The 15,202-nt window shown below is 61.4% G+C and carries 13 protein-coding genes; 2 read left to right on the top strand and 11 right to left on the bottom strand.

What is annotated here, in order from left to right:
* Nucleotides 1-83: 83 nt before the first annotated feature.
* The 3 genes from FHW37_RS22950 to FHW37_RS22940 all read right to left on the bottom strand — a co-directional run bounded on the left by FHW37_RS22950 (nucleotide 84) and on the right by FHW37_RS22940 (nucleotide 4,084).
* Nucleotides 84-1,208 (bottom strand): mandelate racemase/muconate lactonizing enzyme family protein, encoded by a 1,125-nt coding sequence (locus FHW37_RS22950; protein ID WP_145640591.1) that lies wholly within the window; start codon nucleotides 1,206-1,208, stop codon nucleotides 84-86.
* A 214-nt stretch (nucleotides 1,209-1,422) separates the two neighbouring features.
* Nucleotides 1,423-2,922: an aldehyde dehydrogenase gene (locus FHW37_RS22945; RefSeq protein ID WP_145640590.1), complete on the bottom strand. Its 1,500-nt coding sequence runs from the start codon at nucleotides 2,920-2,922 to the stop codon at nucleotides 1,423-1,425.
* Between the two features lie 16 nt (nucleotides 2,923-2,938).
* Nucleotides 2,939-4,084, bottom strand: coding sequence for an iron-containing alcohol dehydrogenase (locus FHW37_RS22940; RefSeq protein WP_145640588.1), 1,146 nt, complete (start codon nucleotides 4,082-4,084; stop codon nucleotides 2,939-2,941).
* Between the two features lie 113 nt (nucleotides 4,085-4,197).
* Here FHW37_RS22940 and FHW37_RS22935 point away from each other — a divergent pair, with 113 nt between their 5' ends.
* Complete coding sequence (locus FHW37_RS22935) at nucleotides 4,198-5,094, top strand: LysR substrate-binding domain-containing protein (RefSeq protein ID WP_145640587.1); 897 nt, start codon at nucleotides 4,198-4,200, stop codon at nucleotides 5,092-5,094.
* Between the two features lie 62 nt (nucleotides 5,095-5,156).
* Here FHW37_RS22935 and FHW37_RS22930 read toward each other — a convergent pair whose 3' ends face one another.
* The 8 genes from FHW37_RS22930 to FHW37_RS22895 form a co-directional block, all read right to left on the bottom strand.
* Nucleotides 5,157-5,564, bottom strand: coding sequence for a F0F1 ATP synthase subunit epsilon (locus FHW37_RS22930; RefSeq protein WP_145640585.1), 408 nt, complete (start codon nucleotides 5,562-5,564; stop codon nucleotides 5,157-5,159).
* A gap of 101 nt (nucleotides 5,565-5,665) precedes the next feature.
* Complete coding sequence (gene atpD, locus FHW37_RS22925; protein WP_145640583.1) at nucleotides 5,666-7,096, bottom strand: F0F1 ATP synthase subunit beta; 1,431 nt, start codon at nucleotides 7,094-7,096, stop codon at nucleotides 5,666-5,668.
* Between the two features lie 23 nt (nucleotides 7,097-7,119).
* A complete protein-coding gene (locus tag FHW37_RS22920) occupies nucleotides 7,120-7,998 on the bottom strand; it encodes a F0F1 ATP synthase subunit gamma (protein WP_145640582.1) in 879 nt (292 codons plus the stop codon).
* A gap of 31 nt (nucleotides 7,999-8,029) precedes the next feature.
* Entirely contained in the window at nucleotides 8,030-9,559 is a 1,530-nt protein-coding gene (atpA, locus tag FHW37_RS22915; RefSeq protein ID WP_145640580.1) for a F0F1 ATP synthase subunit alpha, read from the bottom strand.
* Nucleotides 9,559-10,125: a F0F1 ATP synthase subunit delta gene (locus FHW37_RS22910; RefSeq protein WP_145640579.1), complete on the bottom strand. Its 567-nt coding sequence runs from the start codon at nucleotides 10,123-10,125 to the stop codon at nucleotides 9,559-9,561. The genes atpA and FHW37_RS22910 overlap by 1 nt, the downstream gene beginning before the upstream one ends.
* A gap of 263 nt (nucleotides 10,126-10,388) precedes the next feature.
* On the bottom strand, nucleotides 10,389-10,772 hold the full coding sequence (locus FHW37_RS22905) for a DUF4345 domain-containing protein (protein WP_145640577.1): 384 nt from the start codon (nucleotides 10,770-10,772) through the stop codon (nucleotides 10,389-10,391).
* Nucleotides 10,773-10,836: 64 nt separating this feature from the next.
* Nucleotides 10,837-13,059, bottom strand: a complete 2,223-nt coding sequence (locus tag FHW37_RS22900) for a primosomal protein N' (protein ID WP_145640576.1) — start codon at nucleotides 13,057-13,059, stop codon at nucleotides 10,837-10,839.
* Between the two features lie 64 nt (nucleotides 13,060-13,123).
* Nucleotides 13,124-14,035, bottom strand: a complete 912-nt coding sequence (locus FHW37_RS22895) for a GNAT family N-acetyltransferase (protein WP_145640804.1) — start codon at nucleotides 14,033-14,035, stop codon at nucleotides 13,124-13,126.
* Between the two features lie 171 nt (nucleotides 14,036-14,206).
* Here FHW37_RS22895 and FHW37_RS22890 point away from each other — a divergent pair, with 171 nt between their 5' ends.
* Nucleotides 14,207-15,142, top strand: coding sequence for a tyrosine recombinase XerC (locus tag FHW37_RS22890; RefSeq protein WP_145640574.1), 936 nt, complete (start codon nucleotides 14,207-14,209; stop codon nucleotides 15,140-15,142).
* The last annotated feature ends 60 nt before the right edge of the window (nucleotides 15,143-15,202 follow it).

The raw sequence follows: 15,202 nt of genomic DNA, 5'->3' as shown, positions 1-15,202 counted from the left end.
ACCACTCCGTGAAATTGCCGAACCATAACAGTTCGGCATCACGACAGCATGGCGAAATCGGGAGCGAAACCGGATGCGCTAGATCAAGCGATCCGCGTCGCCTTCAGTCTTTCCTCATCCAGCACGACGCCGAGACCCGGCGCTTCACCGAGTTCCAGCCAGCCATCGGAATGCTTGAGCGGCGAGACCATCGGATAATCGCGGCGCGCCTCGCTCCATTCCGGATTGTCGTAAGGATATTCGAGGAAGGGCGCGTCGCCCGCACCGGCCGTCAGATGCGCATTGGCAAGCACGCCGATCCCATTCGTCCAGCTGTGCGGGGTGAAGGTCACGCCCGCCTCGCGCGCCTGATAGGCCAGCCGCCGGCAGCCGGTAATGCCGCCGACCAACGCCACATCCGGCTGGATCACGTCGAAGGCGCGTTCCTCGATGATGTCGCGGAATTCGTAAAGTTCGCGGGTCATCTCGCCACCGGCGATCCTGACCGAGGTCGCTTCCCTCAGCGCCTTCATGCCCTTTCGGTCGGAGCGGAACAGCGGTTCTTCCATCCAGTAGATGTCGAGCTTTTCCAGCTCGTTGGCCACCGTCAGCGCGTCTTTAAAAGTCCAGGGCAGCGTCGTGTCCCAGGGCATGCGCCAGCCCTGGTTACAGTCGACCATCAGCTCCAGCTTCGTGCCAACACGGGCACGGATCGCTTCCAGCGCCTTGACGTCATCGCGCCATCCCGACCGGCCGCCGGCCGACGACGAAAAGCGCACCTTCATCGCCGGAAACCCTTCGGCGATGTACCGCTCCGCCTGTTCCGCCATGGCGCCCGGATCGCGCAGCACGCCGGAAGAGGCATAGAGCCTGACCTTGTCGGCCCGGCCGCCCAGCATGCGCCAGACCGGCTCGCCGGTCACCTTGCCGGCCAGATCCCAGAGCGCCAGATCCATCGGCCAGCAGCGGCCGTAGTGGAAATTGATATGCGAGAGAACTTCGTAATGCCGCTCCAGATGCCGCGGATCGTGGCCGATGAACAGGTCCTCATGGCCTTCGAACCCCTTCATCAGATCGCCCGAACCGATGCCTTCGCGGCCCTCATCATCTTTCACACGAACAATCGTCGCATCGAAATGTTTGCGCGGCCGGCCGTCCCAGCTCGCCTTAAAGGCGGGATCGAGGGCCAAGCGGTGATGGGAAATTTCGATGGATGTGATCTTGCTCATGCTGCTTTATTCCTCTTCCCGGCTCACAACCCAAGGCACATCAGATTGTCGGTGGTTAGATCCTCGGGACAAGCCCGAGGATGACGAAAGTCGAGACCTTCCACGAGGCTAGACGCGACGTTGCAGCAGTGCGTGGCGTCTCTTTCAGACGCGATGCTGCTACACACGTCATCCTCGGGCTTGTCCCGAGGATCTAACCCCATCGCGGATGTGACTACCCGAACTGCTGCCAGATCGTCTTGTAATCGCAATATTTGTCGATCGCATGCACCGAGCGGTCGCGGCCGAAGCCGGACTGCTTGAAACCACCGAACGGTGTCGCGAAATTCGACATGTCATAGATATTGATCCACACCGTGCCGGCATGGATCTCTTCCGAAAAGCGATGAGCCCGGTCCATGTCCTTCGTGAACACGGCCCCGGCCAGACCATAGATCGTGTCATTGGCGAGCTTCAGCGCCTCTTCTTCGGTATCGAAGGGAATGGCGGCCAGAACCGGCCCAAAGATTTCCTGCCGCGCGAGGCTCATGTCGTTGGTCATATCGACGAAGACGCCCGGCGAGATGTAATAACCGCCGGTCTCGGACAGAACCTGTTCGGCGCCGAAGGCACGTCTCGCGCCTTCTTTTTCGCCGGCAGCGATCATGCCGAGAACCTTCGTCATATGCGCTTCTTCGATCAGCGCGCCGATCTGTGCCGACGGTTCGAAAGGATGGGCGAGCGCGATATCGCTTGCGGTCACAGCCTTGATCTTTTCGATCAGCTTGTCCTGAACCGAGCGCTGCACCAGAAGCCGCGTCGAGGCATGGCAGGTCTCACCGGAATTGTAGAAGCAGCCCCAGGCGGCAGCAGACGCGGCGGCATCGAGATCCGCATCCTCGAACACGACGAGCGGCGACTTGCCGCCGAGTTCCAGAGCCACGCGCTTGACGTTGGACTGCGCCGCATACCCCATGATCAGCTTGCCGACCTCGGTCGAGCCGGTAAAGGCGATCATGTCGACATCCATATGCAGCGCCAGCGGCTTGCCCGCCTCCTCGCCGTAACCGGTGACGACGTTGAAGACGCCGGCCGGAAGGCCAGCTTCGACGGCCAACGACGCCAGCCGGATCGCCGAAAGCGACGACTGTTCGGCCGGCTTCAGCACCACGGAATTGCCGGCGGCGATCGAAGGACCTAGCTTCCAGGCATCGATGATCATCGGATAGTTCCACGGCGTGATCGCGCCGATGACGCCGAGCGGCACCTTTCTGACGAGCGCACGGGCACTCGGCCCGGTCGGCGCGATCTCGTCATACATCTTGTCGATCATCTCGCCATAAAACTGGATGCCGTCGGCGCAGAGCCGCACATCGACATTCAGCGAAGCCAGAACCGGCTTGCCGACATCGAGCGTTTCCAGCATGGCGAGTTCCTCGCCATGGGCGCGGATCAGCTCCGCCCATTTCAGCATGATCTTTTTCTTTTCGAGCGGGTCCTTTTTGCGCCAGACACCGCTTTCGAAGGCGGCGCGTGCGGAAGCAACAGCCAGATCGATATCGGCGACCGTGCCGCGCGCCAGCGTGCCGCCCGGCTTGCCATCCATCGGACGGATGCGTGTAAAGGTTTCGCCGGAAACGGCAGAACGATAATCGCCGCCGATGAAATTGCGGCCTTCGAGCGTCAGCGCCGAGAGCGCGCTTTCCCAATAATCGCGGGTATAGGTCTTGGTCATCGGTATTGTCCTGATCTCAAAGGGTTTTGGACAGAGACATGATCTTTGCGGCAAAGGCATCGATATCGGCATCGTCGATGTCGCGGATCGTCGAGCGGCGCATCGGCTGGTTTTCCGGCGCGCGCATCTCGCTCGCCAGATCTTCCGCCACAAACCCATCGAAGGCCTTGGGCAGCGCCCGCTCGACACCGCAGCGATCCATCAGGTCGGACACGAAGGCCGGCAGCGCCTCCGCATCGGCAAGGCCGATCGCATGGGCGGCAGCGTTGAGATCAGCCGTATCGGCCGCCACCAGCCAGGGCAGGGCCGCCTCGAAGCCGAGCGCGGTGGCAAGCCCGTGATGAACCGGTGCAAGGCCCGCAAGCGCGTGACTGATATTGTGGGCAACGGCCGTGCCGCAATTGTCGATGGCGATGCCGGCATAACAGGAACCGAGCAAAACCTTGCCGCGCGCTTCGAGATTGCCCGGTGCCTTGACGGCAGCCTCGAGCGAACCCGCCACCAACCGCATTGCCTCATGTGCATAGAGCTTTGCCCCGGCATGGGCATTACGGTTGGTGCAGGCCTCGAAAGCGTGAATGAAGGCGTCCATGCCGCACCAGGCGGTCATGTGCGGCGGCAGCGAGATCGTCAGTTCCGGGTCGAGAATAACGAGATCCGCCTTGGTCTCCGCGCCCCAGATCCACAGCTTCTTGCCTTCCGGACCTGCAAAGATATTGGTGGCCGAGGTTTCCGAGCCGGTACCGGCGGTCGTGGGCACCATGATCTTCTTTAGCGGATTTTTGGGCAGCGGATTGGCTGCCAGCGCATAAAACATCGGATCTTCGCCGGAGGCCGCGCAGCAAGCTGCGACCTTGGCGATATCGAGCGCCGAACCGCCACCAATGCCGATGACGATATCCGCGCCCTTGGCGAGCTCACTGGCAGCCTGCAGATGCTTCAGTTTCGGCTCGCCGGAAAATTCCGAATAGAGCCGCGGCTCGATGCCCGCTTCGGCAAGCTCGCCGGCAAGGCTCTTGGCGAGACCGGAAGCCGCCAGAAAACCGTCCATGACGATCAGCGCGGCCTGCGCGCCTTCAAAGCTCTTGGCGGCGGAGGCGATCTGGCGGAACAGGCCGCTGCCGAAACGGATATCTGGAATGGAAGAAGTGGAGAATTGCACGCGACGCACCCGAGCATGGATCAAAGATGGCGCGTAATCTGCATCACAATTTCAGCTCTTCAAATCCGTCCGTTTTTCGGGCTATTTGATGATCTCAAGTCATTGAGGGTTAAATGCTCGAAAAAATCCCGCTCGAAGCTTTTCGCGTTTTCGACGCCGCCTGCCGCTTCATGAATTTTTCCCGCGCCGGCCGGGAGCTGAACATCACTCAGGCCGCCGTAAGCCGCCGCATCCAGGGGCTGGAAGATCAGCTCGGCGCAAAACTTTTCACCCGCCGCGGCCGCAACCTCGCCCTGACGCCGGACGGCGAGCGGCTGGCTCAGCGGGTCCGCGCCACGCTCGAATATCTCGAGGAAAGCCTCGAACCCTTTCGCGGTGGAGGCGGCGAGATCATCTCGATCGCCGCCAGCGGTTCGGTTTCGCATCTCTGGCTCGGCAAGCGCCTGAAGGATTTCGACAATGGCAGCCCGTCCGTCTCCGTGCGTCTGCTGACGACCGATTCTCCTTCCGAACTCGCATCGGAAGCAAACGACCTAGTCATCCTTTATGCGACCGGTGAACACCCGCGCTGGAACCTGACGCCGCTGATGAAGGAAGTGTTGGTCCCCGTCGCCTCCCCCGACTATCTCGCCCGCCACGGCATCGAAGCCGCGAAGCTGAACGCCGACGACATCGCCGGCCTCGACCTGATCGACTATGAGCGCTTTAACGCCCACTGGATCTCGTTCCGCCAATGGTTCAGCCGCGCCACCCGGCCGCCGAAGACGCGGCCAAATCCCCGCCGCTCCTTCTCAACATACTCGCTGGCGATCGACGCCGCCTTGCGGGGAGAAGGGGTCGCGCTCGGCAGTATCGGCCTGATTTCGGAACAGCTTGCCAATGGCAGCCTCGTCGAGCTCGGGACCGACCGGATCGAGACCGGTTTCGGTTATTATCTCGGCATGCCGCGTTACCGCGCGGTACCGCCGGGTGCTGCCCGTCTCCACCAGCATTTGCTCACCGGGGCTTGAACGGATCCCAAAACAAAAAGGCGGCCTCTCGGCCGCCTTCATGTCATTCCATTTCGCTCGGCTCAGCCGGGGAAACCGGCACCGTGCAGATGCGTCAGTTCCGAAAGGAACTGTTCGAGCTTGGTCTTGTGCTCGTCGTTCTGGGCGTTGTTGATCTGGTTCTGCACATGCTCGATGCGCTTCTGCAGCGTATCGGTGGTCAGTTCGGTCGCCGGAACAGCCGATTCGGCCAGCAGCGTGCAGCTCGTCGGCAGGATGTCGGCAAAGCCGCCGAAAACGACGTATTTGTTGACCTGGCCGGAAGCGAGCTTCACGGAAACCACGCCCGGCTTGATCGTCGTCATCGTCGGCGCGTGATTGACCAGAACCGTCATCTCGCCGAGCGTCGCCGGGATCACCACTTCGGAAACCTTTTCCGAAACGAGCAGGCGCTCGGGCGAAACCAGTTCAAAGGTGAAAGCTTCGGCCATGACGGTCCACTTCCTTGGGTATCTTACGCGGGCTTGCGTTTATTATGCGGAATTGGCGCGCCGGATCTTTCTCCCGCGCGCCATAGGTACGGATTGCCGAATTAAGCGGCTTCAGCCAGCTTCTTGGCCTTTTCCATCGCTTCTTCGATCGAACCGACCATGTAGAAGGCAGCTTCCGGCAGGTGGTCGTATTCGCCGTTGACCAGGCCCTTGAAGCCCTTGATCGTGTCTTCGAGAGCAACCAGCTTGCCCGGCGAACCGGTGAAGACTTCGGCGACGAAGAACGGCTGCGACAGGAAGCGCTCGATCTTGCGGGCGCGGGCAACGGTCATCTTGTCCTCTTCGGACAGTTCGTCCATGCCGAGGATGGCGATGATGTCCTGCAGGGCCTTGTAGCGCTGCAGCGTCGTCTGAACTTTACGAGCAACCTGATAGTGCTCTTCGCCGATGACCTGCGGGTCAAGCATGCGCGAGGTGGAGTCGAGCGGGTCGACGGCCGGGTAGATACCCTTTTCAGCGATCGAGCGCGACAGAACCGTCGTTGCGTCCAGGTGGGCGAACGAGGTTGCCGGTGCCGGGTCGGTCAAGTCGTCGGCGGGAACGTAAATGGCCTGAACCGAGGTGATCGAACCCTTGGTCGTGGTGGTGATGCGTTCCTGCATCTGGCCCATGTCGGTAGCGAGCGTCGGCTGATAACCAACCGCCGACGGGATACGGCCGAGCAGAGCCGACACTTCCGAACCAGCCTGGGTGAAGCGGAAGATGTTGTCGACGAAGAACAGAACGTCCTGGCCCTTGTCGCGGAAGTCTTCAGCGATCGTCAGACCGGTCAGAGCGATACGAGCGCGGGCGCCCGGCGGTTCGTTCATCTGGCCGTAAACCAGCGCAGCCTTGGAACCTTCGCCACCGCCATGCTTGTTGACGCCCGACTCGATCATTTCGTGATAGAGGTCGTTGCCTTCGCGGGTACGCTCACCGACGCCGGCGAAAACGGAGTAACCGCCGTGCGCCTTGGCGATGTTGTTGATCAGTTCCATGATCAGAACGGTCTTGCCGACGCCGGCGCCGCCGAACAGGCCGATCTTGCCGCCCTTTGCGTAAGGCGCGAGCAGGTCGACGACCTTGATGCCGGTGACGAGGATCTGGCCTTCCGTGGACTGCTCGACATAGGCCGGAGCGTCCTGGTGAATGGCGCGCTTGGTCGCGGTGACGACCGGGCCTGCTTCGTCAACCGGCTCGCCGATGACGTTCATGATACGGCCGAGCGTTTCCGGACCGACCGGAACCATGATCGGAGAACCGGTATCCACAACCTTCTGGCCGCGAACGAGACCTTCGGTCGAGTCCATGGCGATGGTACGAACCCGGTTTTCGCCGAGGTGCTGCGCGACTTCGAGAACGAGGCGGTTGCCGTTGTTTTCGGTTTCAAGCGCGTTCAAGATCGCCGGCAGTTCGCCTTCGAATGCGACGTCGACGACAGCGCCGATAACCTGGGTCACTTTGCCGAGGGACGAGCCCGTTGCGGTAGCCATGATTCTTACCCTCTTTCCTAACCTCAGAGCGCTTCCGCGCCGGAAATGATTTCAATGAGTTCCTTGGTGATCTGTGCCTGACGCTGACGGTTGTAGGAGAGCGTCAGCTTGTTGATCATGTCACCGGCATTGCGCGTCGCGTTGTCCATTGCGGACATCTGCGCGCCATAGAAGGAAGCGTTGTTTTCAAGCAGTGCACGGAAGATCTGCACCGCGATGTTCTTCGGCAGCAGGTCTTCCAGAATTTCCTGTTCGCTCGGCTCATATTCGTAGAGCGCGGCGGATGCATCTGCATTGCCGGAGGTCTCGAACTTGGCCGGAATGATCTGCTGGGCGGTCGCCACCTGCGAAATCACCGACTGGAAACGTGCGAAGAACAGCGTCGCGACATCGAATTCGCCGGCGTTGAACAGGTCGAGCACCTTGTGGGCGACTTCGTCAGCCTGGGCAAAACCGAGCTGCTTGATTTCGCGGAAGGTCACGTAATCGACGATGTTCTCGCGGAACGAACGACGCAGAACGTCATTGCCCTTGCGGCCGACGGTGAGGATCTTCACCGTCTTGCCCTGAGCGATGAGCTTCAGCGCATGATCGCGGGCGAGGCGGATGATCGAGGAGTTGAAGCCCCCCGCCAAACCGCGTTCGCCGGTCGCAACGACCAGGAGATGAACCTGGTCCTTGCCGGTGCCCGAAAGCAGGAGCGGCGCATCGACATTGCCGGCATTGGCCGCCGAAAGGCTGGCCAGTACCTTGTCCATACGTTCCGCGTAGGGGCGAGCCGCTTCGGCCGCCTCCTGCGCACGGCGCAGCTTTGCCGCGGCGACCATTTTCATCGCCTTGGTAATCTTCTGCGTCGCCTTGACGGAGGCGATCCGGCTTTTCAGATCCTTAAGTGAAGGCATCCGTTATCGGTCCTTAAGGCTAGATCCGGGCTCAGGCGAAAGACTTGGCAAACGCGTCGAGCGCTGCCTTGAGCTTTGCCTTGGTGTCGTCGGAAACCTGCTTTTCGGTGCGGATCGTGTCGAGCACGGCCTTGCCTTCCGAACGCAGGTAGGAGAGCAGGCCCTGCTCGAACTTGCCAACGTCGGCAACCGCGATCTTGTCGAGGTAGCCGTTGACGCCGGCGAAGATCACCGCAACCTGTTCTTCCGTCTTCAGCGGCGAGAACTGCGGCTGCTTCAGGAGTTCCGTCAGACGTGCACCGCGGTTCAGCAGGCGCTGCGTCGAGGCGTCGAGGTCGGAGCCGAACTGTGCGAAGGCCGCCATTTCACGATACTGGGCAAGTTCGCCCTTGATCGAGCCGGCAACCTGCTTCATCGCCTTGATCTGCGCGGCCGAGCCAACGCGGGAAACCGACAGACCGACGTTAACGGCCGGACGGATGCCCTGGTAGAACAGGTCGGTTTCGAGGAAGATCTGGCCGTCGGTGATCGAGATCACGTTGGTCGGGATGAAGGCCGAAACGTCGTTACCCTGGGTTTCGATGACCGGCAGAGCCGTCAGCGAACCGGCGCCACGCTCGTCGGAGAGCTTTGCAGCGCGCTCGAGGAGACGCGAGTGGAGATAGAAAACGTCGCCCGGATAAGCTTCGCGGCCCGGCGGGCGGCGCAGCAGGAGCGACATCTGGCGGTAGGAAACGGCCTGCTTGGAGAGGTCGTCATAAGCGATCAGGGCGTGCTGGCCGTTGTCGCGGAAATATTCGCCCATCGCGCAGCCGGCGAACGGTGCGAGATACTGCATCGGAGCCGGGTCGGAAGCCGTAGCGGCAATGATGATCGAATACTGCAGCGCGCCGCGTTCTTCGAGAACCTTGACGAACTGGGCAACGGTCGAACGCTTCTGGCCGACAGCGACGTAGACGCAGAACAGCTTGTCGCCTTCCGGACCATTGTCGTGGATCGACTTCTGGTTCAGGAACGCATCGAGAATGATGGCGGTCTTACCGGTCTGGCGGTCACCGATGACCAGCTCGCGCTGGCCGCGGCCGACCGGGATCAGGGCGTCGATGGCCTTGAGGCCGGTCGACATCGGCTCATGAACCGACTTGCGCGGAATGATGCCCGGAGCCTTGACGTCGACGCGCGAACGGCGGGTCGTATTGATCGGGCCCTTGCCGTCGATCGGGTTGCCGAGCGCGTCGACGACGCGGCCGAGCAGTTCCGGACCAACCGGAACGTCAACGATGGCGCCGGTCCGCTTGACGGTGTCGCCTTCCTTGATGTCACGGTCCGAACCGAAGATGACGACGCCGACATTGTCGGCTTCGAGGTTCAGCGCCATGCCGCGGATCCCGCCCGGGAACTCGACCATTTCGCCAGCCTGGACATTGTCGAGGCCGTAGACGCGAGCGATACCGTCGCCGACGGAAAGAACCTGGCCGACTTCCGAAACTTCGGCTTCCTGGCCGAAATTCTTGATCTGGTCCTTGAGAATTGCGGAAATTTCCGCTGCACGGATATCCATCAGCCGACCTCTTTCAATGCAAGCTTAAGGGTGGAAAGTTTGGTGCGAAGGGACGTATCGATCTGCCGCGAACCGACCTTGACGATCAGCCCGCCGAGAATTGCGGGATCAATCGTCACGGCGATCGTGACATCCTTGCCGGTCACGCCCTTCAGCGCCGACTTCAATTCAGTTTCCTGCTCTTTGGTCAGAGCATGCGCCGTGGTAACCTCGGCGGTGATTTCGCCGCGATGGTCGGCGGCAATCTGGCGGTAGGCGCGGATCATGCCAGGCACTGCGAACAGGCGGCGATTGCCAGCGACAACCTTCAGGAAATTGGCGACGAGACCGTCGATACCGGCCTTGGCTGCGACTGCCGAAACGGCATTCAGCTGCTCTTCAGCGGTAAATACAGGGCTTGCGACGAGACGACGCAGATCTTCGCTTTCGTCGAGCAGGGCCTGAAAACGGTCAAGATCGGCGCCAACCTTGTCGATAGCGCCGGATTCGAGTGCGAGCTCGAAAAGCGAGGAGGCATATCGCTCCGCGACACCGGAAATAAGCTGGGACGTGTCAGCCACGGGCACAGTTTCCCTGAATTGCCATCCAAGCGCCGCCCCTTTTATTGGAAGGAACGGCAAGGCCTTGAAATTATGTGATTTTTCCTCAGAACCTGCAGGGCTCCCACCCCACCCTTTCCGACGTTCGGGGTCCGTCTAGCATAGGATGTAGGGACTCGCAACACGCCGGTACGTGGAAAACATCGCTTAAGCGCGGCCGGAGCGCGAATTTTATACGAAAAGACGAAGGTTTTTAACCGCTTTTCGCCGCACTGCACACTGAGCAATGCTCAGAGATAGCCGAAGACATAGGCGAGCGGGCCGCCGGAAAGTGCAACTTGTAGTAGGAAAATCGCGATATTTCTCACGGTTAAGCCCCGGTCGAACGCGAAAGAGGCCAGACGCCCGATTGCAGAGCCGGCGAGCACGAGGCCGAGCATCATGTAGAACCAGTCCTGGGCAAGCAGGATCGGTGTCAGGCCAAGTGCGACATACTGTCCGCCCGCCGCACGCACCGACCCGTAACCCTCCGGACGGACTTCTCCGATCTGGAATGCGGACAGGCGCAGGCAGGGACCGGGGAAGAGAAAAATGAAGAGGCCGATTACGGCCGTCACTGCAGCGCAGATGAAAGCCAGCTGTTCACCCTGTTCGGTCGGAAAGTAGAATTCCATCGCGTCCTCATAATCTCGATTCGCCCATTTTAGCGGAAGCGGTAAACAAGTCGCAAAGAGCCGGTCACAGGAAACTTTGCGGATCGACGTCGAGCTGGATCTGCACCGAACTCTTCGGTTTTGGCCCCTGCGAGACCATGGCCCTCAAGAAGGCCTGCATGTCGGAATTGCGCCGGCCATGCACCAGCAGCCGGAAGCGATGGCGACCGCGCACGAGCGCCAGCGGCGCCTCGGCAGGCCCCAGAACCGAGATCCCCGTCACCCGAGGCGCTGCCGCACGCAGGCCACGCGCATGCGTCTCCGCCTCCGCCCTTGTATCGGCAGAAACGATCAGCGAGGCGAGCCGCCCGAAGGGCGGCAGGATCGCCTTTTCGCGCTCGGCGATCTCGCGTTCGTAAAAGGCAGTGGAATCGCCAGAAACGATAGCCTGCATGACTGGATGAAGCGGCTGAAAGGTCTGGATCAGGCCATGGCTCTTCAGGCCCGTTCGCCCGGCACGCCCGGTGACCTGGCTCAGCAGCTGAAAAGTCCGTTCCGCCGCTCTAGGATCACCGTTCGACAGGCCGAGATCAGCATCGACGATGCCGACCAGCGTCATCAGCGGAAAGTTGTGCCCCTTGGCCACCAGCTGCGTGCCGATGACGATATCGACCTCACCCTTGGCAATCGCCTCCAGCTCCAGCCGCATGCGTTTGACGCCGCCAAGCAGGTCCGACGACATGACGATCGTCCGCGCCTCGGGAAAATGCTTTTCCACCTCTTCGGCAATGCGCTCCACGCCCGGCCCGCAGGCAACGAGATGGTCGAGCGTGCCACATTCCGGGCAGGCTTCCGGTGTCGGCTGGTGATAGCCGCATTGATGGCATTGGATCTGGCTCTTGAACCGGTGTTCGACCAGCCAGCTGGAACATTGCGGGCACTGGAAGCGGTGACCGCAGACGCGGCAAAGCGTCAGCGGCGCATAACCGCGGCGATTGAGGAAAAGCAGCGCCTGCTCGCCCTTTTCGATCGCCCGTTTCATGCCGCGTAGAAGAAGCGGCGACAGGAACCCGCCACGCTCTGGCGGGTGACGGCGCATATCGACAAGATGCAGATCCGGCAAAGCCGCATCACCGAAACGGGTCGGCAGGTGGACGATGTTGTAACGCCCGGCGAGCCCGTTGACCTGGCTTTCGACCGAAGGCGTCGCCGAGACGAGCACGATGGGGAAATCACCGATCCTCGAGCGCACCACCGCCATGTCGCGGGCATTGTAGAAGACGCGGTCCTCCTGCTTGTAGGCAGGGTCATGCTCTTCGTCGACGATGATCAGCCCGAGCTCTTCAAAGGGCAGGAACAGCGCCGACCGGGCACCGGCAACCACCCTCACCTCGCCCGTTACCACGCCGCGCCAGACCTTTTCCCGCATGCGCGGCGAAAGATCGGAATGCCATTCGGCGGGCTTGGCGCCAAACCGGCTTTCGAACCGCTCGAGGAAGGCAGGTGTGAGCGCAATCTCGGGAAGCAGGATCAGAACCTGCCGCCCCTGCCGCAACGCCTCTGCGACCGCCTCGAAATAAACTTCCGTCTTGCCCGAACCGGTAACGCCATCGATCAGCGAAGCCTCGAAAGCCCCATTCTTCACCGAGCCGACAATCTCGACGGCAGCATCCTTCTGCGGCCCTTCAAGGCGCGGCTCGACATAATCCGGATCCGGCTTTGCCACGACCGGCGGCGGCGCCAAAAACACCGTGTCGAAAATGCCCTGCGCCGTCAGTCCATCGATGACGCTGAGCGATACATTGGCGGCATGCGCCAGCCCGCTGCGCGTCCAGGGCACATCCTGCTCGCCGGCAAGCTCCAGAACCTTGATACGCGCCGGGGTCAGACGCTCCGGCTGGCCTCCGAGATAACGCAGGCCCTCGACCATCGGCTCGGGCTCCAGCGCCGCCGGCGCACGGATTGCCATGCGCGCGACCAGACCCGGCGGCGACAGCGTATAGGCCGCAACCCAGTCGACGAAATCGCGCATTTCCTTGGCAAGCGGCGGGCAATCGAAGGCAATCGTGATCGGCCGCAGCTTCTTCGGATCGAGCTTGCCGTCATTCTCGCCGTCCCAGACGACACCAATGACCTGACGCGGCCCGACCGGCACCTGCACGATCGAACCCGGCACGACATGCATGCCTTCAGGCACGGCATAGCTATACGGCACCGGCACCGGCAGCGGCACGAGAACCGGCACGACGCGCGTCACCGCAGGCGCCGCAAACAGCGCGCCAAAAAGATCGGAGGAATCGGTATCCATGGCGGCGACCATGCCCAAAAGCGGAACAAAAGTGAACAGTAAAGACGGAAACTATGGTGCCCTGTCAGGCAGCCGTGGCGGCCTTCAGGCCGCCAACCCCTTGGAAACGGATATCGCCATCTTCCGCCAGACCGAACACGGTATGATGTTCCAGCGCGCGCGTCACGTCGCCGATATCGCCTTCCAAAGTATCCGGCGCAATCATATGGCCAATGGTAAAGCTGAAATGATTGCCCTTCTTGTTCAGAAGCTCGTGAAAAACGGTCATGTCGCGCAGTTCGGTCGACCATTTGGCGAGCCAGTAGAACAGGCCGGAATTGCGTGCCGTCAGATGCACCGGCAGGATAGGCAGATTGTATTTGCGCGCCAGTCCGACGGCGGAAGTCTTCCACGGTCGCTCGTTCAGGACGCCCCCCTCCCGATAGGCAATCCGGCCGGAAGGAAACAGTACCAGGACTTTGCTCTCCTCGACGCTGCTATTGGTGAGAAGCAGGGTCTCGCGGGTCTTCAGCTTGCTCTTGTGTTCCTCGCGCCACTCGACCGGAATGATCATTTCCGCGAACCGCGGATTGACGCGCACCGCATCGCGATTGGCAAATACCATCATGTCCGGCCGTGTCGATTTCAGAAGATCGAAGACTGCGACGCCATCGGCAATGCCGGTCGGATGATTGCTGACAAGGATGAAGCCGCCGCTGGCCGGAATACGCTCCTCATGACTGGCGGTGACCTTCAACTTCAAGAGGCCGCTCATATATTCGAAAGATTGGAAACCCGTCAGATGTGCCACGTCGTTGGCAAAACCGATCGCCTTGCCATAGCGCAATAAAGTATAGAGAAACGGCCGCATGACCGGCCAGAACGGGCTTTTGACGATACGCTGGCCTCGCTCGGCGATCAGCGTATCGACGATGTGGCCGGGTCGCCCCTGAGAAACTAAGGCGATCGCATCGGCGAACTGTCCGAAGGTCATCATAGAATCACGGCGCACTCTGAAAACTCCTCGAATCCCGGACCCCGACAATACAGCCCCTAAAGGTCGAACTATGGCAGAATGCCTGACGCTTAGGGATTCCGTAACGCCGTTCGTAGCAATCTGGTGCGACAAGGGACCGAATTCAACTCGCGACATTCGACGGCGAACACATTGAACGAACTGCTGATCATCGCCGCCCCCGATCTTCTTGCCGAGCGCGGCAGCTGGCTTGAAAGCCTTGCCGGCGAAAGGCGGCTTTCGCGCAATACGCTGGAAGCCTATGAGCGCGATACGCGCCAGTTCCTGACCTTCCTCACCCGCCATCTCGCCGGCCCGCCCTCGATTGCCGACATCCACACGCTGCGCCCCGCCGATCTGCGCGCCTTCCTCGCCTGGCGCCGCCGCGAGGGATCGGGCGCCCGCTCGCTCGGCCGCCACCTCGCCGGGCTACGCTCGCTTTTGCGTTATCTGGAGCGCAAGGGCCTGATCAATGCGGCAGCCGCCGGCGCCATCCGCGCGCCACGTCAGCCAAAATCCTTGCCAAAACCACTGACAGACCGTCAAGCGATCAATCTCGTCGGCAGCGACGCACAGCTTGCGGAGGAGCCCTGGATTGCTGCCCGCAACGCCGCCGTCCTGGCACTCCTCTATGGCTGCGGCCTGCGCATTTCCGAGGCGCTCGGCCTCCTGCCCCAGAATGTCGATCCCGGCACGACCGCCTTGCGCATCGCCGGCAAGGGCGGCAAGACACGCATCGTGCCGCTGCTCTCGGTCGTGCTCGATGCCGTCACGGCCTATCGGAAACTCTGCCCTTACCATCTGGCAGACAATGAACCGCTATTCCGCGGTGCCCGCGGCGGCCCGCTGCAGCCGGCCATCATCCAGCGTGAGGTGCAAAAACTGCGTGGCGCGCTCGGCCTGCCGGATACGGCGACGCCGCACGCGCTGCGCCATTCCTTCGCCACGCATCTTCTTGCCGGCGGCGGCGACCTGCGCACCATTCAGGAACTGCTCGGCCATGCTAGCCTGTCGACGACACAGGTCTATACCGGCATCGATACCGCCCGGCTTCTCGCGGTTTACGACAAGGCGCATCCCCGCGCCTGAACAAAATCTTAACCCTGTAAGTTAAGCAACTGTTACTGCCGGCAGAGCTAAAATAGCGCT

Source organism: Neorhizobium alkalisoli, assembly GCF_007829835.1.
GTDB lineage: Bacteria > Pseudomonadota > Alphaproteobacteria > Rhizobiales > Rhizobiaceae > Neorhizobium.
The sequence above is the reverse complement of the archived record's forward strand: the minus strand, read 5'-3'. Positions and strand labels throughout refer to the sequence as shown.